The sequence below is a fragment of the Pseudomonas brassicae genome (genome assembly GCF_010671725.1).
Taxonomy (GTDB): Bacteria; Pseudomonadota; Gammaproteobacteria; order Pseudomonadales; family Pseudomonadaceae; genus Aquipseudomonas; species Aquipseudomonas brassicae.
The window spans coordinates 15,795-40,344 of the sequence record NZ_JAAHBU010000122.1 but is presented as its reverse complement, the minus strand read 5'-3'; the positions used below and the strand labels follow the sequence as shown (position 1 = coordinate 40,344).

The following is a 24,550-nucleotide window of genomic DNA, read 5'->3' as shown; positions in this document are numbered from 1 at the left end:
CAGCGCGCCCCGGCTGGTTGCTCGCCCAGCCGCAGGCCTTGCCGTTGCAGGGCCTGCGCTGGCTGGCGGGCCCGAGCGGATCGAGTCTGGCTGGTGGGATGGCGGTGATGTGCGGCGGGATTATTACCTGGTCGAAACCCCGGCCGGTCAGCGTGGCTGGGCCTATCGGTGCGTGGGCGAGAGCGGGCCGTTGTGGCTGCAAGGGTGGTTCGCATGAGTGGCGGCTATGCCGAGTTGCACTGCCTGTCCAATTTCACCTTCCAGCGTGGTGCGTCCAGTGCCCGCGAGTTGTTCGAGCGTGCGCACCTGCAGGGCTATCAAGCTCTGGCGATCACCGATGAGTGCACCCTGGCCGGGATTGTGCGGGCGTGGCAGGCCGCGAAGGCGACCGGGGTCAGGCTGCTGGTGGGCAGCGAGTTGCGGGTGCACGATGGGCCCAAGCTGGTGTTGCTGGTCGAAGACCTGCGCGGTTACCAGCACCTGTGCAAGCTGATCACCCGGGCGCGGCGTCGGGCGGGCAAAGGCGAGTACCAGCTACTGCGCGAGGATTTCGCCGGCCCGCTGGATGGCCTGGTGGCACTGTGGGTGCCGGACGACCCACTGGATGCCACGCCAGGGCAGTGGTTGCGCGAGGTGTTCGGCGCACAGTTGTGGCTGGCCGTGCACTTGCACCGTGGCGCCGATGATCGCCAGCGCCTTCAGCAGATGCAGGCCTTGGCCGCCAGCCTGTCGTTGCGCACCGTGGCCTGTGGCGATGTGCACATGCATGCACGTGGGCGCCGGGCCCTGCAGGACTGCATGAGCGCGATCCGCCACCACACCACGGTGGCGGGCGCCGGGCAGCGCCTGTTCGCCAATGGCGAGCGGCATCTGCGCCCACTGGCACAGTTGGCCGAGCTGTACCCGCAGCACTTGCTCCAGGCTTCACTGGAGATTGCCGCGCGCTGCACCTTCGACCTCGGCCAGTTGCGCTATCAATACCCTCACGAAGTGGTGCCGCCGGCCCACACAGCGACCAGTTGGCTGCGTGAACTGTGCGAACGCGGGCTGCGCTGGCGCTGGCCTGCCCACGTCGAGGCAGCCACCCGCCAGGCCCTTGAGCACGAACTGGCGCTGATTGCCGAACTGCGCTACGAAAGCTACTTTCTCACCGTGCACGACATCGTGCAGTTCGCCCGTGGCCAGGGCATTCTGTGCCAGGGCCGGGGTTCGGCGGCCAACTCGGTGGTGTGTTTCGTGCTGGGCATTACCGAACTCGACCCCACCCGCACACACCTCTTGTTCGAGCGCTTTCTGTCGCGCGAGCGCGACGAGCCGCCCGACATCGATGTCGACTTCGAACATGAGCGGCGCGAAGAAGTGCTGCAGTACGTGTTCAACCGCTATGGTCGCCACCGCGCCGCCCTGACCGCCGTGGCCAGCACCTACCACGCGGCCGGGGCCGTGCGCGACATCGCCCGGGTGCTGGGCCTGCCGCCGGACCAGATCAACGCCCTGGCCGACTGCTGCGGGCGCTGGAGCGACCGTATACCGCCACCGGAGTACCTGCGCGAGGCCGGCTTCGACCCCCAGAGCCCATTGCTGAACCGGGTGCTGACGCTGACTGGCGAGCTGATCGGCTTCCCCCGGCACCTGTCCCAGCACCCCGGTGGCTTTGTGATTTCCGAGCAGCCGCTGGACACCCTGGTGCCCGTGGAGAACGCCGCCATGGACCAGCGCACCGTGATCCAGTGGGACAAGGACGACCTGGACATGGTCGGCCTGCTCAAGGTCGACATCCTGGCGCTGGGCATGCTCACCGCCTTGCGTCGCTGTTTCGACCTGATCCGCTACCACCGCGGCCGCAGCATGAGCATCGCCTGCGTGCCGGCCGACGATGGCCCCACCTACGACATGATCGGCCGCGCCGATACCGTGGGCGTGTTCCAGATCGAGTCGCGGGCGCAGATGGCCATGTTGCCGCGACTCAAGCCGCGCGAGTTCTACGACCTGGTGATCCAGGTGGCGATCGTGCGACCAGGGCCTATCCAGGGTGACATGGTGCATCCCTATTTGCGTCGGCGTAACAAAACGGAGGCGGTGGAGTACCCGTCACCGGCGCTGGAAAACGTGTTCAAGCGCACCCTGGGCGTGCCGCTGTTCCAGGAACAGGTGATGGAGCTGGCCATGGTCGCCGCCGACTACAGCCCTGGCGAAGCCGACCAGTTGCGCCGCTCCATGGCCGCCTGGAAGCGCCACGGCGGCCTCGAACCGCACCGTCAGCGGCTGACCGAGGGCATGCTGAAGAACGGCTACAGCGTCGAGTTCGCCGCACGCATCTTCGAGCAGATCAAGGGCTTTGGCAGCTATGGGTTTCCCGAGTCCCATGCGGCCAGTTTCGCCCTGCTGACCTATGCCAGTTGCTGGCTCAAGTGCCATGAGCCGGCGATATTCGCCTGTGCCCTGATCAACAGCTGGCCGATGGGGTTCTACAGCCCCGACCAGATCCTGCAGGACGCACGGCGCCACGCTATCGAGATTCGCCCGGTCGACGTGCACCACAGTACCTGGGACTGCAGCCTGGAGCCGGTGTTGGGCGATGAGTTGGCATTGCGCCTGGGGTTGCGCCAGGTGCGCGGCTTTCGCCAGGACGACGCGTTGCGCCTGGAGCAGGCAAGGGCGGTGCGCGCGTTCAGCGATGTGGCCGACCTGTGCCTGCGCGCCGGCCTGGATGCACGGGCGCGCGAGCTGCTGGCCGATGCCGGCGCCCTTGGTGCGCTGGCCGGGCACCGTTACCAGGCGCGCTGGGAGGTGGCGGCGGTACAGGCGCAGTTGCCACTGTTTGCAGGGGTCGAGGCGCCCGTCGAAGCCCCAGTCAACCTGTCGCCGCCGAGTGTGGGCGAGGATCTGTGTGCCGACTATGCCAGCGTCGGCACGACCCTGGGCCCGCATCCGCTGACCTTGCTGCGCCGTCGCCTTGAGGGCCTGGGTTGTCGTAGCTCGCGGGCACTGGAGCACGCCGAACATGGCGATGCGGTAAGCGTGGCGGGGCTGGTGACCGGTCGCCAGCGGCCAGGTACTGCCAGCGGGGTGACGTTCGTGACCCTGGAGGACGAGTTCGGCATGCTCAACGTGGTGGTCTGGCGCGAGTTGGCCGAACGTCAACGCCGGGTGCTGGTGGGCGCGCGACTGTTGCGGGTTGTCGGCAGGCTGGAGTACGCCGAAGGCGTGCGCCACCTGATCGCGCGCCGCCTCGAAGACCTGAGCCCGCTATTGCACGGGCTGGAGGTGCGCAGTCGCGACTTTCATTGATCAGACCATCGCCAGGCGCTGCTTGCGGGTTGGCGCGGGGAAAGCCCGGTCGATGGCGCGCAGGTCTTCGTCGCGCAGGCTCAGGCTGGCGGCCGCAGCATTGAGCTGCACATGGCGGGGCTGCACGGCCTTGGGGATGGCAACCACGCCGTCGTCACGGGTGACCCAGGCCAGCACCACCTGTGCAGGGGTAGCGCCATGCTGTTCGGCAATCTGGTGCAGCACCGGGTGGTTGAGCAGGCGCCCCGCCTGGGCCAACGGGCAGTAGGCCATGCTCGGCAATTGGCGCTTGCGGCTGTAGGGCAGCAGGTCGAACTCGATGCCACGTTGCTCGGGGTTGTACAGCACCTGGTTGGTGACGCACGCCGGGTTATCCAGCTCGCGCAGGTCGTCGACATCGAAGTTGGACACGCCCCAGTGCCTGATCTTGCCGGCTTCACGCAGACGCTCGAAGGCTTCTACGGTTTCTTCCAGGGGGTACTGGCCACGCCAGTGCAACAGGTAAAGATCGATGCAGTCTGTGCCCAGGCGGGTGAGGCTGCGTGCGCAGGCGGCCGGGATGCCGGTGCGGCTGGCGTTGTGCGGGTAGACCTTGCTGACCAGGAAAACCTGGTCGCGGCGGCCCTGGATGGCGCGGCCCACAACCTGCTCGGCGCCCCCTTCGGCGTACATCTCGGCGCTATCGATGAGGCTCAGGCCCAGCTCGATGCCCTGTTGCAGGGCGCTGACTTCGGCCTGCTGCCGGTCAGGCTGTTCGCCCATGAACCAGGTGCCCTGGCCGATGACCGGGACAGTTGAACCGCCAAGTGTGAGCGTGCGCATGGTGAGCTCCTGCAGGGGACCAATGATTGATTTAAATAATGAATCAATCGATCAAAAAAACAAAATTAACAAATGAGTGAGCAGGGGGGAAGATGGCCCCAGACGCTCTCCGACACCCCTCGTCGGTTCAACAACTACAAAAGGCGGATCAGCATGGCCGGACTGGACAAGCGCGTAGCGACCTATGAAGAGGCCCTTGCCGGCCTTACCGACAACATGACCGTACTGGCTGGCGGCTTCGGCCTGTGCGGCATTCCGGAAAACCTCATTGCCGAGATCAAGCGCCGCGGCGTCAGTGGGCTGACCGTGGTCTCCAACAACTGCGGTGTCGACGGTTTTGGCCTGGGTGTGCTGCTCGAAGACCGGCAGATCCGCAAGATGATTGCCTCGTACGTGGGCGAGAACGCCGAATTCGAGCGCCAACTGCTCAGTGGCGAGCTGGAAGTGGAGCTTACCCCGCAAGGCACCCTGGCCGAGAAGATGCGTGCTGGCGGTGCCGGTATCCCGGCTTTCTTCACGGCCACAGGTTATGGCACCCCGGTTGCCGAGGGCAAGGAAGTACGTGAGTTCAACGGGCGCAAGTACATTCTCGAACAGGCGATCACCGGCGACTTCGCCATCGTCAAAGGCTGGAAGGCCGACCACTATGGCAACGTGGTGTACCGCCACACCGCGCAGAACTTCAACCCGCTGGCAGCCACGGCCGGCAAGATCACCGTGGTCGAGGTCGAGGAAATCGTCGAGCCCGGCGTGCTGCTGCCCAGCGAGATCCACACCCCGGGCATCTATGTCGACCGCATCATCGTTGGCCGCTTCGAAAAGCGTATCGAGAAACGCACGGTCAAAGCCTGACCCGACTCCGCGCAGAACAACAAAGAGAACCTGAGCATGGCACTTACCCGCGAACAAATGGCACAACGTGTAGCCCGCGAACTCAAGGACGGTTTCTACGTGAACCTGGGCATCGGCATCCCGACCCTGGTGGCCAACTACGTACCTGACGATATCGACGTGATGCTGCAGTCGGAAAACGGCTTGCTCGGCATGGGCGAATTCCCCACCGAGGCGCAACTCGACGCAGACATGATCAATGCCGGCAAACAGACCGTGACTGCCCGGCGCGGGGCGTCGATCTTCAACTCGGCCGAGTCGTTCGCCATGATCCGTGGCGGGCATGTCGACCTCACGGTGCTGGGCGCATTCGAAGTGGACGTGGAGGGCAATATTGCCTCCTGGATGATCCCCGGCAAGCTGGTCAAAGGCATGGGCGGGGCGATGGACCTGGTGGCCGGCGCCGACAATATCATTGTCACCATGACCCATGCGTCCAAGGATGGCGAGTCCAAGCTGCTGTCGCGTTGCAGCCTGCCACTGACCGGTGCGGGGTGCATCCGCAAGGTGCTGACCGACCTTGCGTACCTGGAGATCGAGAACGGTGCGTTCATCCTGCGCGAGACTGCACCGGGGGTGAGCGTGGAGGAGATCATTGCCAAGACCGCCGGCAAGCTGATCGTGGCCGATGATGTAAAGGAAATGACGTTCTAACCGGTGTAATGCGCGGCCCATCGCTGGGCACAAAAGAGCGATCTGCGGGTCGCTCTTTTTTTGCCTTCAAATATGTATCAATAAGCATTCGCATTTGAGGTTGGTTTTCATTATGCTTCGCCCCGCGCTTTTAAACGGAATTTCCCCAGCTAAAACAAGGAGAAGGCAGCGATGTTCGCGCCGATTACCCGTTCCATGACCTTGACGCTTGGTGTGTGTGGCGCTGCCTGCAGTGCCGCCGCCCTGGCCGACAACCAAACCCCGCCGGTGGCCGCCAGCGTGCAAACGCTGGAACTTGGCTCTACCACGGTGAATGCTCAGGGGCTGGGCCGCACCACCGAAAATACCGGGGCTTACACCACCGGCAGCATGAGTACCGCCACGCGGCTGAACCTGTCGATCAAGGACACCCCACAGTCGATGTCGGTGCTGACCCGCCAGCAACTCGACGACTTCCAGCTCGACACCCTGTCCGAAGCCATGAGCCAGGTCACCGGTGTGGTGGTCCAGCGCAACGACTCCGAGCGACCCACCTACAGCTCGCGCGGCTATGCCATCGACAACTTCCAGATCGACGGCATGCTCAATACCTTCTCGGGCCTGAAGTCCGACTCCGACACCATCATCTACGACCGTATCGAAGTGGTGCGCGGCGCCACCGGCCTGACCACGGGCGCAGGTGATCCCTCGGGTACCATCAACATGATGCGTAAGCGCCCGACCCATGAGCTGGCGATCAAGACCGGGCTGCGCGGTGGCAGCTACGACAACTACTACAGCTATGTCGACGTGGGTGGCCCGCTGGCGTTCGACGGCCGCCTGCGCGGGCGCAGCGTGCTGGCCTACCGCGATGCCGACTCGTTCCGTGACCGCTATCAGACCCAGCGGGAGGTGGCCTACGGCATCCTCGAAGGCGACCTGACCGACGACACGGTGCTGGCGGTGGGTTACGACTATCAGAACAAGCATGTGCAGGGCGCCTCGTGGGGCACCGTCCCGTACTGGAATGCGTCGGGCGGCAAGGCCAAGTTGCCGCGCTCGAACAACATCTCGGCGGCCTGGAGTTCGTGGCCGCTCAAGGACGAAACCGTGTTTGCCACCCTCGACCAGCGCCTGGCCGGTGAGTGGAAGCTCAAGGCGGCCTACACCTACCGTCAGAGCGAAACCGATGGCAAGGTGTACTTCGGCGGCAATGGCTTCCCGGCAGCCGACCGCAGCGGCATGAACGCGTGGACCAGCCACTTCATCGGCGACGAGAAGATGAGTGCGGTGGACCTGAACGTGGCGGGGCCGTTTGCCTTGTTCGGGCGTGAGCACGACTTCATGATCGGCTATGGGGAGTCGAAGCGGCGCAACAGTGCGCCGTTCGTGCGTCCGGGTGCAGTGCCAGCTGGCTACACCACGATTGCGGACTGGAAATACCTGGGGGGGGTGGAGAAATTCCCCGACACCGTCACCCACCTGGACAGCTCCCGTTCCACCACCGAGCAGAAGGCCGGCTACCTGGCGACGCGCCTGAACATTACCGATGAACTGCACCTGGTGCTGGGCAGTCGATATGGCAGTTGGGAGGTGACGAGCCAGTCCTGGCGGTACAACGATGCCGGTCAGGTCACCTCGCCCAACAACAAGACCACACGCACGCACAACGATGTCTGGACCCCGTATGCAGGGATTCTCTACGACCTGACCGACGAATACACCGTGTATGCCAGTTACACCGACATCTTCAAACCGCAGAACCTGAAGGACGTCAATGATCAGTACCTGGACCCGGTGGTTGGGAGCAACTACGAAGTCGGGCTCAAAGGCAGTTTGCTCGATGAGCGTCTGAACCTGAGCACGGCGGTGTACCGCAGCAAGCAGGACAACGTTGCCGAGGTCGACTACTCGCGCACACGCAATGCCGATGGCCAACTGACCACGTATTACAAGAGCGGTGGCAAGGGCAACACCGTTGACGGTTTCGAGGCCGAGATTGGCGGCGAGGTGATGGCGGGCTGGAACATGACGTTGGGCTACAGCTACACCCACTCGCTGGATGCCGATAAAAAACGCCGCAATACGACGCAGCCATTGAACATGGTACGTCTGAACACGACCTACAAGGTCATGGAGCAGTTGACGGTGGGCGGTTCGGTGGACTGGCAGAGTGCGATCTACGACAGCGGCAATCGCCCGGTGGGGCGTGATGCCGCAGGCGAGTACATCACGGTTGAAACCGATATCCGTCAGCGTGCCTATACCGTCGTCGGGTTGATGTCGCGCTACGCGTTCGACGAGCACCTGTAGGCATCGCTGAATGTGAAGAACCTGCTGGACACCAAGTACTACAACAACGTGGGTTTCTATAACGGCGTGTACTGGGGCGACCCGCGGACTGTCACCTTGAGCCTGGACTGGGCGTTGTAAAAACGGCTGCATTTGTGGCCCCAGCGCAATCTGCCGGCGAACCTGCAGGGCTCGCCAGCAGAATGCGCTGTTGCCTCCAGGCTGTCAGCGCATCTGTTCGAGCAGTTGCTGCAGCCGCCCACACCCGGCCTCATCCAAGGCAAACACCGGCTTGCGCGGCTCGCCCACCGCCAACCCGGTCAACCCCAGCCCAGCCTTCACCGTCGCCGGCAAGCCACCCTTGAGAATGAACTCCAGCAATGGCAACTGGCGGTAGAACAACGCCCGTGCCGCGTCCAGGTCGTTGTTCAGCACGGCTTGATACAGCTGCTGGTTGAGCGCCGGGATCAGGTTCGCCGCCGCCGTGCACCAGCCCGTGGCACCCGCCACGAACGCCTCCAGTGCCAACGGGTTGCAGCCGTTGTAGAACGGCACCTGGCCTTCACCCAGCTGCTGCAAGCGATGCATGCGCTGAATGTCACCGGTGCTCTCCTTGACCATGGTCACGTTTTCCACCTGGCGCACGATGCGCAGGATCAGCTCCACCGACAGGTCGGTGCCACTGGTGGCCGGATTGTTGTAGAGCATGATCGGCACGCCGATGCAGTCGCCAATGCGCTGGTAGTGCTGCAGGATTTCTGCGTCGCTCAGCTTCCAGTACGCGGCCGGCAATACCATCACGGCATCGGCCCCGTTGGCCTCTGCAAAGCGTGCCCGGCGCATGGCGCTGGCGGTGGTCAAGTCCGAGACACTGACGATGCTCGGCACGCGCCCGGCGATGTGCGCCAGGCTGAACTCGGCCACTTCGTCCCATTCGCGGTCACTCAGGTAGGCGCCTTCGCCTGTGCTGCCCAGCGGCGCAATGGCCTGTACGCCGCCCTCGATCAGGCGGTCGATGGAGCGCCCCAGCGCCGGCAGGTCGAGTCCTGCGCCATCGGCACTGAACGGGGTGATGGTGTAGCCGATGATGCCGTGAAAGGTCGTGGTCATGGTTGCATGCTCCGGAAAAAGGGCGGAATCAGTTCAGGCAATCGGCATGCTGGCGCAGGCATTGCCGGGCATAGTAATTGAAGGCGGCAGCGTGGCGCTTGGGGCGGTCGATCCAGTCGTGCGCCTCGCGGCCCAGCGCGGGCTCGATCGGCTTGATCTGCCCGGCCGCCATGGCCAGCAATTGCAACCTGGCAGCACGCTCGATCAGTTGTGCAATGACGCAGGCTTGCTCGATGCTGGCGCCTGTCGACAATTGCCCATGGTGCGAGAGCAGGATGGCGCGCTTGTCACCCAGCGCGGCGCTGATCAGCTCGCCTTCCTCGTTGCCCACCGGAACACCCGGCCAGCCTTGCAGAAACGCGCAATCTTCATACAGAGGGCACAGGTCCATGTGCGATACCTGCAGTGGCACTTCAAGCATCGACAGGGCGGCGACATGGGTCGGGTGGGTATGGATGATGCAGTTCACGTCCGGCCGCGCCCGGTACACCCAGCTATGGAAACGATTGGCCGGGTTGGGCATGCCGCTGCCTTCGAGCACCTCAAGGTCTTCGTTGACCAGCAGCAGGTTGCTGGCGCTGATTTCGTCAAAGCCCAGCCCCAGTTGCTGGGTGTAGAAGGTGCCCGGCTGCGGGCCGCGTGCGCTGATCTGGCCAGCCAGGCCCGAGTCGTGGCCGTTGTCGAACAGAATCCGGCAGGTCAGTGCCAGCTTTTCTCGCACAGTCCACGTATTATCGGCGAGCGAGTCTTGCATCTGCGCAAGGGCCTGCTTGACCAGTTGGTCCTTGGGCAGTGCCAATGTCTTGGCCATGGGGGGAGTCCTCGGTGGCGTGATGGGCGTCAGGGCTGGCCCGCTCCGGTTGCTTGGAAGGTGATCGGGGCGGTCAACGCGATGACACAAACAAGGCTATATGACACAAAGTGTCATGCGCAAGAAAAAGTTGCCCGCTGCACTGGGAAAAGTTGCTGCCAATGTCTATCCGATTGAAAGTATTGAGAAAAAAACTCGGGCTAACCCTTGAGGTGCTGGCCGAGAAAACCGCCATGACCAAAAGCTACCTGTCCAAGGTCGAGCGCGGTCTGAACACGCCGTCGATTGCGGCAGCGTTGAAGCTGGCGCGGGCGTGAACGTGAACGTCGAAGAGCTGTTCGCCGAAGATCAGCCCGCGCAGGCGCGTTACAGCCTGGTACGCAGCGCTGAGCGCCAGGCGCTGTCCGGTAGCGCCGAGGGCCCGGGATATGCGGTGCTGGCCCAGCATATCGGCCAGCGCAGCCTGTTGCCGTTCATCATCTGCCCACCGCCGGATTTCAGTGATTCGACGTTCAAGGAGCACCTGGGCGAGGAGTTCCTGTTTGTCCACGAGGGCCAGGTGGAGGTGGACTTCATGCACGAACGGGTGCTGCTGGAACGTGGCGATGCGCTGCACTTCAATGCCCAGACTCCGCACCGCTTGCGCTCGGTCGGCAGCGTGCAGGCGCAGTTGCTGGTGGTGGTGCACGACGCCGATCAAGCGTGAGGTAAAAAGCCTGCTAAAGTGCGGATCGGTTCACCTGCGCAGGCCCGTGTCGATGCAAACCACTTCCTGTTTCTGGCGAGACCCGGCCTTGCCCTTCATCGAGGCGCGCGGCGTCGCTGACGGGCGCAAGGTCTGTTATGCACGCCATTCCCACGCCGGCTTTTCCATTGGTGCGATCACCGCCGGGCGCAGCTCGTACCTCAGTGGTCAGACCTGGCGCGAGATCGACGCCGGTACGGTGGTGATGATGAACCCCGGCGTGGTGCATGCCTGCAACCCGATCGCCGACCAGCCGTGGTCGTACCTGATGCTGTACGTGGACATGCCGTGGTTGCAGCGCCAGGGTTTCGAGCCGGTAGCGGCCACCTTGAGCACCTCGCCCGGATTATTCGGGGAGGTGCAGCGGCTGTATGCGACGCTGACCGCCAGCACCGGCGCGGCAGAGCTCAAGCAGGCTGCGGCCGAGGCTTTCTTCAGGGCCCTGGGCCAGCGCCTGGAGGCCGCGCCACACCCCCAGGCACCGCGCAATCCGGGCCTTGATCGTGCGGCAGCGTTCATTCGTGCGCATTGCACCGAGCCGCTCAAGCTGGAGGCGATCAGTCAGGCTGCCGGTTTGTCGACCTCGTACCTGATCCGCGCCTTCAAACAGCACTTCGGCTTGACGCCGCACGGCTATCTGCTGGACTGCCGGGTGCAGTACGCCCGCGCCCAACTGCGCCAGGGGCGGTTGATCGCGGATGTCGCGCTGGATGCCGGGTTTGCCGACCAGGCGCACCTGCAGCGGGCCTTCAAGCAGCACCTGGCGGCGACGCCAGGGCACTATCGTGCAGCAGCTCCGCACGCCGTTGTCACCTGATAGAAGTGTCAGTTTCGGGGGGGGTCAGGCATCGCGTAGCGTGCTGGCAGACAGCTGGCCGCGTTGGTCAGCCAGATGGCTGTCAGGAGCTGCAGCATGGCCAATCCGATGGGAACCGATCCCGCAGACAATCAAAATCACGCGATCTTTAATGCGACGACCAGAAAGTCAACTGACGTAGATCCGCGCACGGGCCTGTTGGAGGCTTACGTACCCTTGCCTGCAGTAGTGGGCAATGCCGGAAACGGGCCGGTGGTCGATATGGGGCTGTTCTACACCCCGCTGGTCAACAATGCGGCAGCGCTGGGGGACGGCTGGTCCTTTGCGTTCACTACGTACCATGAAAGCACCGGGCAACTGACCCTGCATTCGGGCGAGATGCTACAGGTTGCCAAAGGTCAGGCACTGACAACGGCATCGGTGATTGTCACGTGGGAAAACAGCGCCAGTGTGATACGGGTGAAACGGCGTGACGGGCGCGTCGAAACGCTCAAGCAGGTTGCCAGTTCAAAGGTCTATGTGCCTGATACGTTGACCACCGATGGTTACAACATCCTGACCATGAGCTGGACCAGTACCGAGCACGTGATAGCCGGCGTACGCCAGTATCAGATTCAGTTGCTCGGCATCCGCGACCCGTTGCGCCAATTGGTGCGGGTCGACTATCAGTCGATCGATGCCGTGAGCCTTACCTTCTGGCCCGACGATGCATCGGAAACCCTGATCTACAGGCTCGCGTTGCGCGATTATGCGTTACGTTCGGTGACTGCGCCGTCAGGTACGCAAAGCACGTTTGATTACTACGACCACCCTAAATGTGGTTGGCTGCTGACACAGCTACGCACCTTCGAAGGGCTTGAGCATGTGGTGCTCTATCTCGATAACGGCATCATTTTCGAGGACAACCCGAAGCTCTCGGCGCTGCCCTGTGTCAATACTCATGAAGTGGTGCCCTATACCACCGGCTTACCTCTGCAAAGCGTCTTCAAGCGCTACTCCTACGGGCGCACGAGCGCGCAGACCTATGAAACGACGGTGGTGGTCCAAGACTTGGGAGGGCTTGCCCTGCACACTACGGTCTATGAGTACAACGCACGGCATGAAGTAACGGTCGAAACCGTGTATCAGGGTAATACGCGTGTGGTCCGTAACTACAACGTCAGCGCTGGCGAGTACGGTGACATCAGCGAGTATCATCAAGGTGGGGCGCAGCGCCGAGAACAGATGTCGACGCTCTACGACCAGCAGGGCGCAGTCATGGCGATTACCGAGGGGGGGATTCGCACTGATTTCACAACGTATCGGGAGCCGTCGCAGGGTAGCTACGGACAAAACACAACCATTGCCCGTTATCTGGCCGCCGCCGACAATAACTCGCTGCTAAATACGCTCGGCGGCGTGTTGGGTGGCGTGCTGGGCACGCTGCTCGAACAGATTCAGATCGTCTACGGTGAACTGTTTGATCAGGGGCTGGGTTTTGCCGCAGGACGCGATTTTGCATCCAAGTACACACTCTCCGAAGCCGTTCGAGCGGGCACGCAGCCACTGCGTACTCCAGGTAGCCCAGACCCCTTCTACAACGAAGGCAATGAACGTTTGCGTCCACTGCTGAAGGGCTATCGCTATGTGGCGATCCCCGGTTTTCATGACTACAAGGTCAGCTACACCCTGCAGATCGTCAATGCGGCAAGCAGTATCAGAAACGCTGCTCTTGTCGGGCAACAGATCGAGTACTACACCGCCAACGATTTCCGCAAAGGCCGCCAGCGCAGGATCGTGCAGGGGCGAGCCGATGCCAGGGGCGAGTTGATTCCCGAGGCGGGCCTGGTACGCACTTTCACCTACACCCTGGCCGGTACTGCGCTCACCATCATCACAACCGATACCGATGCCCAGGGCAACACCCGCACGCGCAGCGAAACCCAGAGCATCCTCAGTGGCCGCCTGATCAGCCAAGTAGATGAGGACGGCAACCAGACACTGTTCGAGTACGATGCCTCTGGGCGCTTGAGTGCACTTGTCCACTGCGCGCAAAGCGCGACATTCAAGCAGACCACCCGTTATAGCTATCCTTCGCCGGGGCGTGTCGAGATCACCGAGGCCAGTGGCCGGCAGCAGGCCATTCAACAGGATGGTCAGGACAACGTGGTCGAAGAGTACGTCAGGGCGTCCAGCAGTGAGAGTTGGCGCCAGACACTGGCGGTCGAATATGACGCGCAGGGGCGAAAGTCGCTTAGTACAAGTATTGACTACCTGGCCGATGGAACGCCTGTTCAGCAATCATGTCTGTTTGGCTATGACGATTGGGGTAATGAGTTCAGTCGAACCTATAGCAATGGGCAAAAGGTGTTCAACCGCTACGACCCCATTAGCCTGACGCGTGCCCAATGGACCGGAACAGTCGATGACCGGCATGGCATCTTCACCCAGTATCACCCGGATGGCAGCGTTGCCAGGGTTGAGTGGAAAGATGCGGACGGTGTGGTTTACCAGACACAGTTGCCGACGTACACCCATGCTCGGCAGGTGGCGACACTGGTGACCACGGGTGTGCACGGGCAGCACAGTATCAACTACACCTACGATGGTGGCGGCCGGTTGCTGGGCGAAGCCCATGTCGAGCAGGGGCCAGGTGTCCCGGCGCTGAGTTACACCTACCATTACCGTTACCCGCAGAGCTGGTTCATCAGCGAAGCTGATCGGGTAGAGGTCGAGTTTTCCGGGGCCCGCGTATCCTGGGCGCGCGAACGTTCGACAGCTGGGGGCGTGTGCTGTCGATCACGCGCGGCACGGTCACCGAAACCTTCAGCTACGCAGGGGCTAACCCGTTCCCCGCCACCCGGCGCGCAGCAGATGGCAAGGTGCTCAGCTACGAGTACATCAAGGAGCTGAACAACCGGGTCGGCAAGATCAGCCTCGCCAACAGTGATCTCATCCAGACATACACCTATGCCCATGGTGCCTCTCTAACCTCTTCGGCAGGTGAAGGCGAGCGCTTGCTGCGTTATCAGCATGATGTGAACCAGCAGATCAATGCTGAGCGGGTGCAGCTCCAGGCACAGAGTGAAATTGCGCTGAGCCGCACCATTTCCGAAGGAGGGCGCCTGCTCAGCGATAGCGACGCGCTGGGCGTGGTCACGCAGTACACTTATAGCCCGGACACTGGGCAGCGTCTCAGTGCTGCGAATAGCGAGGCGAGCACGTCGCACACCTACGAGCCTGCCGCTGGCCTGCACGAGGAGGTTGTGACGGTGGTCGGTGTGCCTGCACCTGCCACGGTGCGTTACACCTACGATGCACAACAGCGCGAAACAGCCCGTCGTTTCGTCTTGCCGGGGCAGCCCGAGCTTATCCTCACCCGTGAGTACTTCGCAGACAGCAGGCTCAAGCGGGTTGCGCTGGTGCAGGACGGCACGTTGCTTGGTACACGCGAGTTCAACTACACCGCAGGTGGCCGACTGGCACTGTGCCGCACCAGTGGGGTGTGGCAGCCGCGCACGCCGGCCAACAAGGCCGTAGACAGTCAGGCGTTCACGTACGATGCGCTGGGCAATGTCACGCGCTGTGTCACTGTGTTTGGCAATGAGCAATGCATTACTACTTATACCTACGACGCCAGCAGCCAGTCGCGCCTGGAGCAGGTCCGCCACGATCACCCCGATTACCCGCCGGCCAGAACGCTGAGCTACGACCCCAACGGGCGGGTAGTGCAGGACCATACGGGCAAGACCTACGCCTACGACGGCCTGGGCCGGCTGACACAGGCCGGCTCCAGTCGCTACCTCTACGACCCGGCCAATCGTTTGCTCAGCCGAGGTGAGGGCGATGGGCGGCGTCAACTGATCTACGACGGGTTGAGTGTACGGGGCGAATATCAGCCGGGAGGTTCGAGCACGCGCTATCTGTGCCCAGGCAGCCAGGCCTGCACGGTGCTGAGGGTGCGTCGCTCGGGTGTCGATCGGGTACTGTTCGAGTTGCGCGACGCCGAGGGGACTGTGCTGGCCAGCTATGATGCCCAGGCCGAAACCCTCGTTCACCACGCTTACAGTGCGTATGGGGAGCACTACTCGCAAGCGGGTGATTCGCTGCTCGGCTTTAATGGTGAGTACCGTGACAGCGACACCGACCAGTATCCGCTGGGCCAGGGTTATCGTTGGTATGCGCCCGCCAGTTTGCAGTTCCATGCGCAGGACTCGCTAAGCCCGTTTGGCGTGGGCGGGCCGCAGGCCTATGGCTATTGTGCAGGCGATCCGGTGAATACCCAGGACCCCAGCGGTCATATAGGCTCTGGGGCGGTGAGCCGCAGGCTGCGCGCGACCTATGGTGATGGTTTGCCTCCACCGTTGGGGCTGGGTCAGCTGGGGGCATTGATCAGTACGGTGATCTGGGGGGGCGTGGGTGTGCTCACCGCTGTGGTGAGCGGAGGCACCTCGTTGTTGCTGACCGGCGTGCTCACGGGCCTGGCCATTGTTTCGGCAGGTACGGCGATCGCGGCTGTGACGGTACTGGATACACACCCTCAGCTGGCTCAGATACTGGGATGGGTCTCGCTGGGCGCTGCTGTGCTCGGTGGCGTGGCTGCACTGGCCCGTAAAATCGGACAATTGGCCGTACGTCTGGGACGCAGCTCGCTGACCCTGGCCCGGCGCTTGTATCGTCAGGCCGCCATGGGTGTGGAGCGCATCAGGGACAGCCTGAAGGCTTCCCGGGCGAGCAGGGTCCTGTACCGACCCGCCGGCAACAACGTCCAGGGCCTTGATGACATTGCCGATGCACTGGCACCGGTCAACGTGAGTCGTATCGCGCCGCTCGCATCCGATGCACAGTCACTGGTCCAGGAAAGCCTCATGACGCGGTTGTGGGGCAACTACCTTGGGGTATTTGACCTTGGCGATCTTGATACCGTAGTGGCAACGGTCACGGGAGTATTTGGAAACCTGAACTATTTTGATTCCGATGTTGCAGGCGAAATCAACAGCCGACTTAGCGCCAGCACCGCGTTGTCCTGGTCGGGATACAAGCTGGGACGATTACGCTGATGAGGTAGGAGCCTCGTTTGGCACACAGCGCCTGTCCCTACCGGGATGGGCTCTTGCCACAGATTGAAATAATTTCACGCTGTGAGAAAAGTCAGCTGAAATTGTAGGATCAACGTCCCTAATTGACTCAAGGTTGTTATGACTTCGTTCTCGGAGCCTCCCAGTACCTGGCCGTCCTGGCCCGTCCCCTGTCCTTGTGACGTCCCCCGCATGAGTACCCGCCCATGGAATGGCTAGCCGACCCCACGGCCTGGCTGGGCCTTGCCACGCTGATCGTGCTCGAACTGGTACTGGGTATCGACAACCTGGTGTTCATCGCCATCCTGGCCGACAAGCTGCCGCCCCATCAGCGCGACCGTGCGCGGGTGATCGGCCTGTCGCTGGCGCTGATCATGCGCCTGGGCCTGCTGGCCAGCATCTCGTGGATGGTGACCCTGACCGCGCCTCTGTTCGAGGTGTTCGACAAGAGCTTCTCTGGCCGCGACCTGATCATGCTGTTCGGCGGTGTGTTCCTGTTGTTCAAGGCCACCATGGAGCTGCACGAGCGTCTTGAAGGGCATGTTGCCCAAAGCAATGGGCCCACGCGTCATTCGGCGTTCTGGCCAATCGTGGCGCAGATCGTGGTGCTCGATGCAGTGTTCTCGCTGGACGCGGTGATTACCGCCGTGGGCATGGTCGAACACCTGTCGATCATGATGATCGCGGTGATCTTCTCGATCGGTATCATGATCGTCGCGAGCAAGCCGCTGACCCGTTTCGTCAACGCGCACCCCACGGTGATCATGCTGTGCCTGGGCTTTTTGATGATGATCGGCTTCAGTCTCACCGCCGAAGGCCTGGGCTTCCATATTCCCAAGGGCTACCTGTATGCGGCGATTGGCTTCTCGATCCTGATCGAGCTGTTCAACCAGCTCGCCCGTGCGCGCCGCAAGCGCAGCCTGCAACAGCACCGGCCGTTGCGTGAGCGCACCGCGCATGCGGTGATGCGCATGCTGGGCGGGCGCCGCTTGCAGGCTGACGAGGTCGGCGAGGAGATTGCCGACCTGGTCGAGGACGCCGATGAGCAAGTGCTGTTCGATCGCCGCGAGCGGGTGATGATCAGCGGGGTACTCAACCTGGCCGAACGTCCGATCAAAAACGTGATGACGGTGCGCGCCGAGGTCGATGCCATCGACCTGGCACAGCCGCCGGAGGTGATCCGCACTGCGCTGATGCACTCGTCGTACTCGCGCCTGCCGCTGATTCGCGGCGGTCGCATCGAGGAACCGTTGGGCTTCGTGCACAAGAAAGAGCTGCTCAAGGAGCTGCTGGCTGGCCATGAGCCGGACCTGGAACGCCTGGCCCGTACGCCGCTGAACCTGCTGGAGAGCTTCAGTATCCTCAATGCGCTGGAGCAGATGCGCAGCCAGTCGACGCACATCGCCTTTGTGGTCAACGAGTTCGGTGACTTCACCGGGGTACTGACCATGACCGACATCCTCGAGTCGATTGCCGGCCAACTGCCTGACGCCAGTGAGGTGGAGGGGCCGGACATCGTGCCCGAGCAGGATGGTTTCCTGGTCAACGGTGCCTTGAACCTGCGCCAGATTCAGGCCCAGATCGGCTTTGCGGCCAAGCCGACCGAGGACTATCAGACGCTCGCGGGGCTGGTGATGAGCCTGCTCGACCGCCTGCCGCGGGTGGGTGATCAGTTGGCCTGGGGCGACTGGCTGATGACCGTGGAGGCGGTGGAAGAGCGCCGGGTTCGGCAGGTGCGGCTTACACCGAGCGGCGCCGTTGACGCAGCAGGTGCCTGATCCCTTCAAGCACCAGCACCACCACGGCCAGCCATATCGGCAGGTAGGTCAGCCATTGGTCCTGGGCGATACTCTCGCCCAGGAGCAGGGCCACTGCTACCAGCAGCACCGGCTCTACATAGCTCAGCAGCCCGAACAGGCTGAATGCCAGCAGGCGGCTGGCCATGACGTAGCTGACCAGCGCCAGCGCACTGATGACGCCCAGCAACGGGATCAGCGCGTAGAGCTGCGGGTGCGTCAGCAGGTCGGCAGCGCTCAACGGGCCCTGCAGGATGAAGAACACCGACGCCGGCATCAGCAGGCACATGTCGCTCCACAGGCCGCCAAGGTGGTCGGTGCGCAGCTTGCGCCGCAGTACGAAATACACCGGATAACCCGCCGCCACCAGTATCGTTTCCCAGGCAAACGAGCCGTGCTGCAGCAGTTCGTGGGCAACACCGACCACGGCGCAGCTGACCGCCACCTTCTGCAGGCGGGACAAGCGCTCGCCATATACCAGGCGCCCGGTCAGTACCATGGTCAGCGGCAGCAGGAAGTAACCCAGGGAAACCTCAAGGCTGCGCCCATGCAGCGGTGCCCACAGGAACACCCACAGTTGCAGCCCCATCAGTGTCGAGGTGCCGATCAGCCCCAGCAACAGCAGCGGGTTGCGCCGAATACGTGCCAGCACCCCGACGGCCAGTGGCCAGTCCCTGGACAGCAGCATGAACAGCGTCACGCAGGGCAAGGTCAGCAGCATGCGCCAGCCGAAGATTTCCTCGCCATCGAGGGGCGCGAGCAGGGAGGTGTAGTAGTACATCACGGCAAACAGACAGGACGCCATGACGGATGAAACGATGCCTCTGGACAAGGGTGCCTCGAACATGCGGAGGGGATGGAACGGATGACCCGCCATGATCTCAGGGGCGCGCGCCCTCGGCAACCGGCTGTTTGGCGAGTGCGGCCACGAAGTCGTTCAGCGGCATGGGCCGGGCGAACAGGTAGCCCTGCTGGAAGTCGACCCGGTACTGCGCCAGGTAATCACGCTGGGCGGTGGTTTCGACGCCCTCGGCGACGATGCCCACACCGAGCTTGCCCGACAGCTCGATGATGCTGTCCAGAATGTGCAGCGACAACGCATCCACGCCGATCATGGCGACAAAACTCTGGTCGATCTTGAGGTAGTCGACCTTGAACTGGCGCAGGTAGCTCAGGCTCGATTGCCCGGTACCGAAGTCGTCGATGGCGATCATTACCCCCAGTGTCTGTAACCGGGCGAACAGTTGCTCGGTGGTTGCGCTGGGTACGATCAGCTTGCGCTCGGTCAGCTCCAGGGTCAGGATCACCCGGCCTGGCGGGAAGGCCTTGAGGAAATCGCGGCAGTCCTCATACAGGGCCATGTCCTGACAGTGATCGGCGGTGATGTTGATGCCCACATGAAAGCCATCTTCGAAGGTCGCCGCATGCGGCGCCAGCCCTTCGGCCACGCGCTGCATCAGGCGGCGTGTCATCGGCACGATCTGGCCGCTGTGCTCGGCATAGGGGATGAACAGGTCGGGGCGCACCATGCCCTCGCGCGGGTGCTGCCAACGCATCAGCACCTCGGCACCGGCCCAGCGGTAATCGCCTTCGCGCACCACAGGCTGGAAGAAGGGGATGAACTCGTCGGCTTCCAGCGCCCGCTGCAGCTCGACCCGCGACGAACTGGCCCGGCGCAATTGCCAGCGGCATACGCCGCCTGCCAGCACGCCAAGAAACACCAGCAGGCCGAACAGGCCGGGGTACTCGGCACGTATCAGGCGCCAGGGTTCACCCGTGGCATAGCCGCTATGCACCGAGAAGCGGTAGCGCGTCGAGCCCAGCCGCGTCGGGGCCACGGCAAAGGAGGGCAGTGGGCCGTCATGCACGATGCCGTCCTCACCCATCCAGTGCGGCCCCACCTGCAGCAGCAAGGTGGTGCCCGAACCGATCAGGTGCAGTGCGCTGGTCAGGTGCTCGCCGTCGACCGTGGTGATGGCCCCGTCGTCACCCTGGCTGAGACGATACGCCAGCAGGGCATGCCCGGGCGTGACCGAGTTGCCGTCCATCAGCCACAGGCTGCCATCGACATAGTCGCTGGCGTCGACGGGTTCGCTGACATCACCGAACAGCGAACTGCAGTAGAGTTCGTTGTCGTGAAACAGGTTGGTCGAGCGTACGAACGAGCCCCGCGTGACCTGTTCGCGCAGCGCCAGCGTGGCCTGCGCGCAGGGTTGGCGAGCCAGCGGCAGCAATACCTCGGCGGCGCTGGCGATGTTGTCCAGGATGCGCTCGAAGTGCCCCAGCACCTGCTGCGACGCCCCCAGGGCGCGAGCCTCCAGTTCGCGTTGGGCCTGCCACTGCATTATCAGCAGGCCGCACAGCACCGGCACCGCGCCCACCAGCCAGGGCAGCAGGGCGCGCAAGGTCCAGCGGCCGGGGCGTTTTACCGTTAGTGGCATTGGCGGGCAACCTGTAATGGAGAGTCGAGAGCAGCGTCAAGGGTCAGGCCTTCCCTGGCAAGCCCGCGCGCACAGCATAGCCGTTCATCGGGCCACTGACAGCTTGCGTACTATCCGGATACAGGTTGTGCAGGGCAGATCAGTGCTGGCCTATCATTAAAAGACTTACAATTTTCCTTACGCCCTGTAGAATCAGGTTACGCATACAATAATAAGGTCCTTCGCCACTGGAGGATCAATCGGCCGAGAATGGGTCCCATATGAAGTGTCATGGGTTCAAACTGATTTATGGTGACTACCTCGCCCGCAGTGTGAGGGGCATCTCCTGCGCGCCGCCACGTTCACCCCACATCGACAGCAAGTAACCCGCGTGATTGAACCGCTTTGATGATGAGGAAACGAACATGGCAGATATCTTCGAAAACCCGATGGGCCTGATGGGCTTCGAGTTCATTGAACTGGCCGCGCCCATCCCGGGCACCCTGGAGCCGATCTTCCAGATCATGGGCTTCACCAAGGTCGCCAGCCACCGCTCCAAGGACGTGCACCTGTACCGTCAGGGTGGCATCAACCTGATTCTCAACAACGAACCCAAAAGCGTGGCGTCGTACTTTGCTGCCGAGCATGGTCCGTCGGTCTGCGGCATGGCCTTTCGCGTGCGCAATGCCCATGAGGCCTATGCCCGTGCGCTGGAGCTGGGTGCGCAGCCGGTTGAAATCGAGACCGGGCCGATGGAACTGCGCCTGCCCGCAATCAAGGGCATTGGCGGTGCGCCGTTATACCTGATCGACCGTTTCGAGGAAGGCAGTTCGATCTATGACATCGACTTCAACTGGATCGAAGGTGTAGACCGCCATCCAGTGGGTGCGGGCCTGAAGATCATCGACCACCTGACCCACAATGTGTACCGCGGGCGCATGGCCTATTGGGCTGGCTTCTACGAGAAACTGTTCAACTTCCGGGAAATTCGCTATTTCGACATCAAGGGCGAGTACACCGGCCTGACTTCCAAGGCCATGACTGCGCCAGATGGCATGATCCGTATCCCGCTCAACGAGGAATCGTCCAAGGGTGCGGGGCAGATCGAAGAGTTCCTGATGCAGTTCAACGGCGAGGGTATCCAGCATGTGGCGTTCCTCACCGATGACTTGCTCAAGAGCTGGGACGCGCTGAAGAAGATTGGCATGCGCTTCATGACGGCGCCGCCGGACACCTATTACGAAATGCTCGAAGGTCGTCTGCCGAACCATGGCGAGCCTGCTGATGAGCTGCAGGCGCGCGGGATTCTGCTGGATGGCTCGTCCGAGGCCGGTGACAAGCGCCTGCTGTTGCAGATCTTCTCCGAGACGCTGATGGGGCCTGTGTTCTTCGAATTCATCCAGCGCAAGGGCGATGATGGCTTCGGCGAAGGCAATTTCAAGGCGCTGTTCGAGTCGATCGAGCGGGATCAGGTACGTCGGGGCGTGCTGACCACCGACTGACCGGTCAAGCGTGCAAAAAAGGCCATCGGGGTAGCCCGATGGCTTTTTGTATCTGACGCTTTTCTGCGTTGCCGGCCAGGGATGGGGCGGGGCTGCAGCTCACCCATAGCTGCGCCCGGGCTGATACAGCCGACGCCCACGGAACAAGGTCCAGTACACCGCCGCCGAGGTCATTACACCCACCAGCAGCAACGACGGCAGTATCGCCAACGCGTTGCTTGTCAGCTCGCGCCACATGAAACCCGTTGGATAGCCCCCATGCACCGCGTAACCGTAGCGGGCCGATAACGCACGCGTGTGCTGCTCACTGTGGTCCGGAAGATCGCCTTCGATGACGTTGCCATTGCTCCACAGGAAGGCATCGCCAAACTGCAACACCAGGGTGCTGCGGGCCTTGATGCCCTGCATCACCGCCTGCAAGGTCGAACCATCGGTCAGTGCCAGTACCCCAAGCGGGTACTCCTGCAGGCGGTAGTAGAGAATCGCCGAATCCGGCGTCACATCATTGCCGGGCTCCAGGCGCAGGCGCTGGTTGAAGAAGCTGCCAGGGTCGACCAGCAACTGATACTCGCCGCTGACCGTACTGCAAAAAGCACGGTTTTCCCGCACCAGTACCAGCGAACGTAGCGCCGGACGCATGACCACTTCAGTGCGCAAGCTGGGCAAGGCTTTCTGGCAGGGGAACTCGGCAAGGTTGAGGACCTTGTTACTGGCGTTATGCAGTGAATCAAGGATGCTATCAACGTCGTAGAGTGTCTGTTCAATCGCGACCTGGCTCGATTCGCCAAGCGTTTTCTCCACTTGCCAAGCCATGATCAACAGACCGCACACTACCGGGGTCAGGCCTATCAGCAGGGTTATCAGCAATTCCAGCACGACGCGACCGGCGCGAAAATTATGAGGGGGCATGGTTCACCTATGTTGACGGAGCGAGGCGTGGAGCCTTGAGTGGATGCCGTCCAGCATAAGTGAGTGACGTAGGTTGCCCTTGTAAGACGCGCCGACAATCGCCGTGCTATTCGTCGACGCGCTGCGGGCCTAACCCGCTTTAGGTGCGGCCAATACCGCCAGTACCCGACGGGCGACCGCCGCCCCGGACGCCGGGTTCTGCCCGGTGATCAGACGCCCTTCGAGCTGGTCGGCGATGGCGAATTCCTGCCACGGATCATCAGCCTTGCGGTACAGCCCGCCGCGCGCACTGAGTTCGTTTTCGGTCAGGAAGGGCACCACCTTGTCCAGCTCGACCAACTGCTCCTCGACGTTGGAAAAGCCGGTGACCTCGCGACCCTTGACCAGCAGTGTGTTGTCACTGAGCTTGATGTTGAGCAGGCCCACCGCACCGTGGCACACCGACGCGACCACGCCACCGGCTTCGAAGATCTGCCGCGCCAGGGTCTGTAGCGCGACGTTGTCGGGAAAATCCCAGATCACCCCGTGGCCGCCGGTAAAGTAGATGGCCTGGTAGTCCTGGGCCTTGACCTGCCCCGGGTTGAGGGTGCTGCCCAGCCGGTTCATGAATGCCTTGTCGCCATACCATTGCCAGTCGAGGTCCTGGGCCATGCTCAAACTGTGCGGGTCGATCGGTACATAGCCGCCTGCCGGGCTGACATAGTCGACCTGGTAGCCGCCTTTTTCCACCACCTCGACAAAGTGCACGGCCTCACCCAGCCACAGGCCGGTGGCGCGCTTGAGGGTGGGGTACTTGGCCGTATTGGTCAGCACTACCAGTACTTTCTTGCTCATTGAAGCGCTCCTTCGGAAGTTGGGGCCGATGCGCCCGGTGGAAAAAGCGAACCTGTAGAGCATAGTCGCCACGGGAAAAGCCGCCATCGCGGCAGACGGTGTGCTAGCGTTCACTTCCATCAGTTGCCAGCAGGAGCCAGCCATGTCCGACGACACCCAGCGTTTTATGCAAGCCGCCATCGACGAGGCAAACAAAGGCCTCGATGAAGGCGGCATTCCAATCGGCTCGGTGATCGTGCACAAGGGCAGGATCATCGGGCGCGGACACAATCGGCGCGTGCAGCAGGGCAGCGCTATCCTGCACGGCGAGATGGACGCGCTGGAGAATGCCGGGCGCCAACCGGCCAGCGTGTACGCCGAGGCGACCCTCTATACCACCTTGTCACCCTGCGCGATGTGCAGTGGCGCGATCCTGCTGTATGGCATCAGGCAGGTGGTCATCGGCGAAAACCGGACCTTCCTGGGCGAAGAGGCATTGCTCGCAAACCGCGGCGTGCAGTTGCAGGTATTGAATGACCACCGTTGCGTCACGTTGATGGAGCAGTTCATCAGCGCCAACCCCGTGCTCTGGAACGAAGACATCGGTGAAGAGCCGCAGGCCTGAGCCGCCAGCAAGCCTG

16 protein-coding genes and 3 pseudogenes are annotated in these 24,550 nt (G+C 62.5%); 12 read left to right on the top strand and 7 right to left on the bottom strand.

From position 1 onward, the window contains the following. Together G3436_RS10180 and G3436_RS10175 are read left to right on the top strand one after the other, a co-directional pair. Nucleotides 1–217 (top strand): annotated as a pseudogene (locus G3436_RS10180) (Y-family DNA polymerase); the annotation flags it as partial. Further along, nucleotides 193–3,291 carry an error-prone DNA polymerase gene (locus G3436_RS10175; RefSeq protein WP_338001233.1) on the top strand — a complete coding sequence of 1,033 codons (3,099 nt, stop codon included), beginning with the start codon at nucleotides 193–195 and terminating at the stop codon, nucleotides 3,289–3,291. The pseudogene G3436_RS10180 and the gene G3436_RS10175, both read left to right, overlap by 25 nt. Here G3436_RS10175 and G3436_RS10170 read toward each other — a convergent pair whose 3' ends face one another. After that, complete coding sequence (locus G3436_RS10170; protein WP_163944289.1) at nucleotides 3,292–4,113, bottom strand: aldo/keto reductase; 822 nt, start codon at nucleotides 4,111–4,113, stop codon at nucleotides 3,292–3,294. A 153-nt stretch (nucleotides 4,114–4,266) separates the two neighbouring features. On the opposite strand from G3436_RS10170, the gene G3436_RS10165 reads away from it, so the two are divergent. The 3 genes and pseudogenes from G3436_RS10165 to G3436_RS10155 all read left to right on the top strand — a co-directional run bounded on the left by G3436_RS10165 (nucleotide 4,267) and on the right by G3436_RS10155 (nucleotide 8,070). Beyond that, complete coding sequence (locus tag G3436_RS10165) at nucleotides 4,267–4,965, top strand: CoA transferase subunit A (protein WP_163944286.1); 699 nt, start codon at nucleotides 4,267–4,269, stop codon at nucleotides 4,963–4,965. A gap of 36 nt (nucleotides 4,966–5,001) precedes the next feature. After that, nucleotides 5,002–5,658 carry a CoA transferase subunit B gene (locus G3436_RS10160; RefSeq protein ID WP_163944284.1) on the top strand — a complete coding sequence of 219 codons (657 nt, stop codon included), beginning with the start codon at nucleotides 5,002–5,004 and terminating at the stop codon, nucleotides 5,656–5,658. 171 nt (nucleotides 5,659–5,829) lie between these two features. Continuing rightward, nucleotides 5,830–8,070 (top strand): annotated as a pseudogene (locus tag G3436_RS10155) (TonB-dependent siderophore receptor). Between the two features lie 84 nt (nucleotides 8,071–8,154). Here the strand turns inward: G3436_RS10155 and G3436_RS10150 are convergent. Then, on the bottom strand, nucleotides 8,155–9,039 hold the full coding sequence (locus G3436_RS10150) for a dihydrodipicolinate synthase family protein (RefSeq protein ID WP_163944281.1): 885 nt from the start codon (nucleotides 9,037–9,039) through the stop codon (nucleotides 8,155–8,157). A 28-nt stretch (nucleotides 9,040–9,067) separates the two neighbouring features. Beyond that, nucleotides 9,068–9,850, bottom strand: a complete 783-nt coding sequence (locus G3436_RS10145) for an aldolase (protein WP_163944278.1) — start codon at nucleotides 9,848–9,850, stop codon at nucleotides 9,068–9,070. A gap of 161 nt (nucleotides 9,851–10,011) precedes the next feature. Between G3436_RS10145 and G3436_RS10140 the strand changes: the two are divergent. The 5 genes and pseudogenes from G3436_RS10140 to G3436_RS10120 all read left to right on the top strand — a co-directional run bounded on the left by G3436_RS10140 (nucleotide 10,012) and on the right by G3436_RS10120 (nucleotide 18,247). Beyond that, nucleotides 10,012–10,556 (top strand): annotated as a pseudogene (locus G3436_RS10140) (helix-turn-helix domain-containing protein). A 52-nt stretch (nucleotides 10,557–10,608) separates the two neighbouring features. Then, nucleotides 10,609–11,412, top strand: coding sequence for an AraC family transcriptional regulator (locus G3436_RS10135; protein WP_163944275.1), 804 nt, complete (start codon nucleotides 10,609–10,611; stop codon nucleotides 11,410–11,412). A 96-nt stretch (nucleotides 11,413–11,508) separates the two neighbouring features. After that, entirely contained in the window at nucleotides 11,509–14,304 is a 2,796-nt protein-coding gene (locus tag G3436_RS10130) for an RHS repeat domain-containing protein (RefSeq protein ID WP_163944272.1), read from the top strand. After that, nucleotides 14,190–16,451 carry an RHS repeat-associated core domain-containing protein gene (locus tag G3436_RS28510; protein ID WP_338001234.1) on the top strand — a complete coding sequence of 754 codons (2,262 nt, stop codon included), beginning with the start codon at nucleotides 14,190–14,192 and terminating at the stop codon, nucleotides 16,449–16,451. Before G3436_RS10130 ends, G3436_RS28510 begins: the two co-directional genes overlap by 115 nt. 224 nt (nucleotides 16,452–16,675) lie before the next feature. Next, nucleotides 16,676–18,247, top strand: coding sequence for a TerC family protein (locus tag G3436_RS10120; RefSeq protein WP_163944268.1), 1,572 nt, complete (start codon nucleotides 16,676–16,678; stop codon nucleotides 18,245–18,247). On the opposite strand, the gene rarD is transcribed toward G3436_RS10120, so the two are convergent. Next, entirely contained in the window at nucleotides 18,210–19,097 is an 888-nt protein-coding gene (gene rarD / locus G3436_RS10115) for an EamA family transporter RarD (protein ID WP_163944265.1), read from the bottom strand. The two genes, G3436_RS10120 and rarD, sit on opposite strands and share 38 nt — an antisense overlap. Before the next feature lie 49 nt (nucleotides 19,098–19,146). Continuing rightward, nucleotides 19,147–20,706 (bottom strand): EAL domain-containing protein, encoded by a 1,560-nt coding sequence (locus G3436_RS10110; protein WP_163944262.1) that lies wholly within the window; start codon nucleotides 20,704–20,706, stop codon nucleotides 19,147–19,149. A 404-nt stretch (nucleotides 20,707–21,110) separates the two neighbouring features. Between G3436_RS10110 and hppD the strand changes: the two genes are divergently transcribed. After that, the gene (hppD, locus tag G3436_RS10105) at nucleotides 21,111–22,187 is read left to right on the top strand and encodes a 4-hydroxyphenylpyruvate dioxygenase (protein WP_163944259.1); all 1,077 of its coding nucleotides are present in this window, start codon (nucleotides 21,111–21,113) and stop codon (nucleotides 22,185–22,187) included. Between the two features lie 99 nt (nucleotides 22,188–22,286). Here hppD and G3436_RS10100 read toward each other — a convergent pair whose 3' ends face one another. Both G3436_RS10100 and G3436_RS10095 read right to left on the bottom strand, forming a co-directional pair. Then, nucleotides 22,287–23,096: a CSS-motif domain-containing protein gene (locus G3436_RS10100; RefSeq protein ID WP_163944256.1), complete on the bottom strand. Its 810-nt coding sequence runs from the start codon at nucleotides 23,094–23,096 to the stop codon at nucleotides 22,287–22,289. A gap of 129 nt (nucleotides 23,097–23,225) precedes the next feature. Beyond that, nucleotides 23,226–23,930 carry a type 1 glutamine amidotransferase domain-containing protein gene (locus tag G3436_RS10095; RefSeq protein WP_163944253.1) on the bottom strand — a complete coding sequence of 235 codons (705 nt, stop codon included), beginning with the start codon at nucleotides 23,928–23,930 and terminating at the stop codon, nucleotides 23,226–23,228. Nucleotides 23,931–24,072: 142 nt separating this feature from the next. Here G3436_RS10095 and G3436_RS10090 point away from each other — a divergent pair, with 142 nt between their 5' ends. Beyond that, complete coding sequence (locus G3436_RS10090) at nucleotides 24,073–24,534, top strand: nucleoside deaminase (RefSeq protein WP_243667093.1); 462 nt, start codon at nucleotides 24,073–24,075, stop codon at nucleotides 24,532–24,534. Nucleotides 24,535–24,550 lie beyond the last annotated feature (16 nt).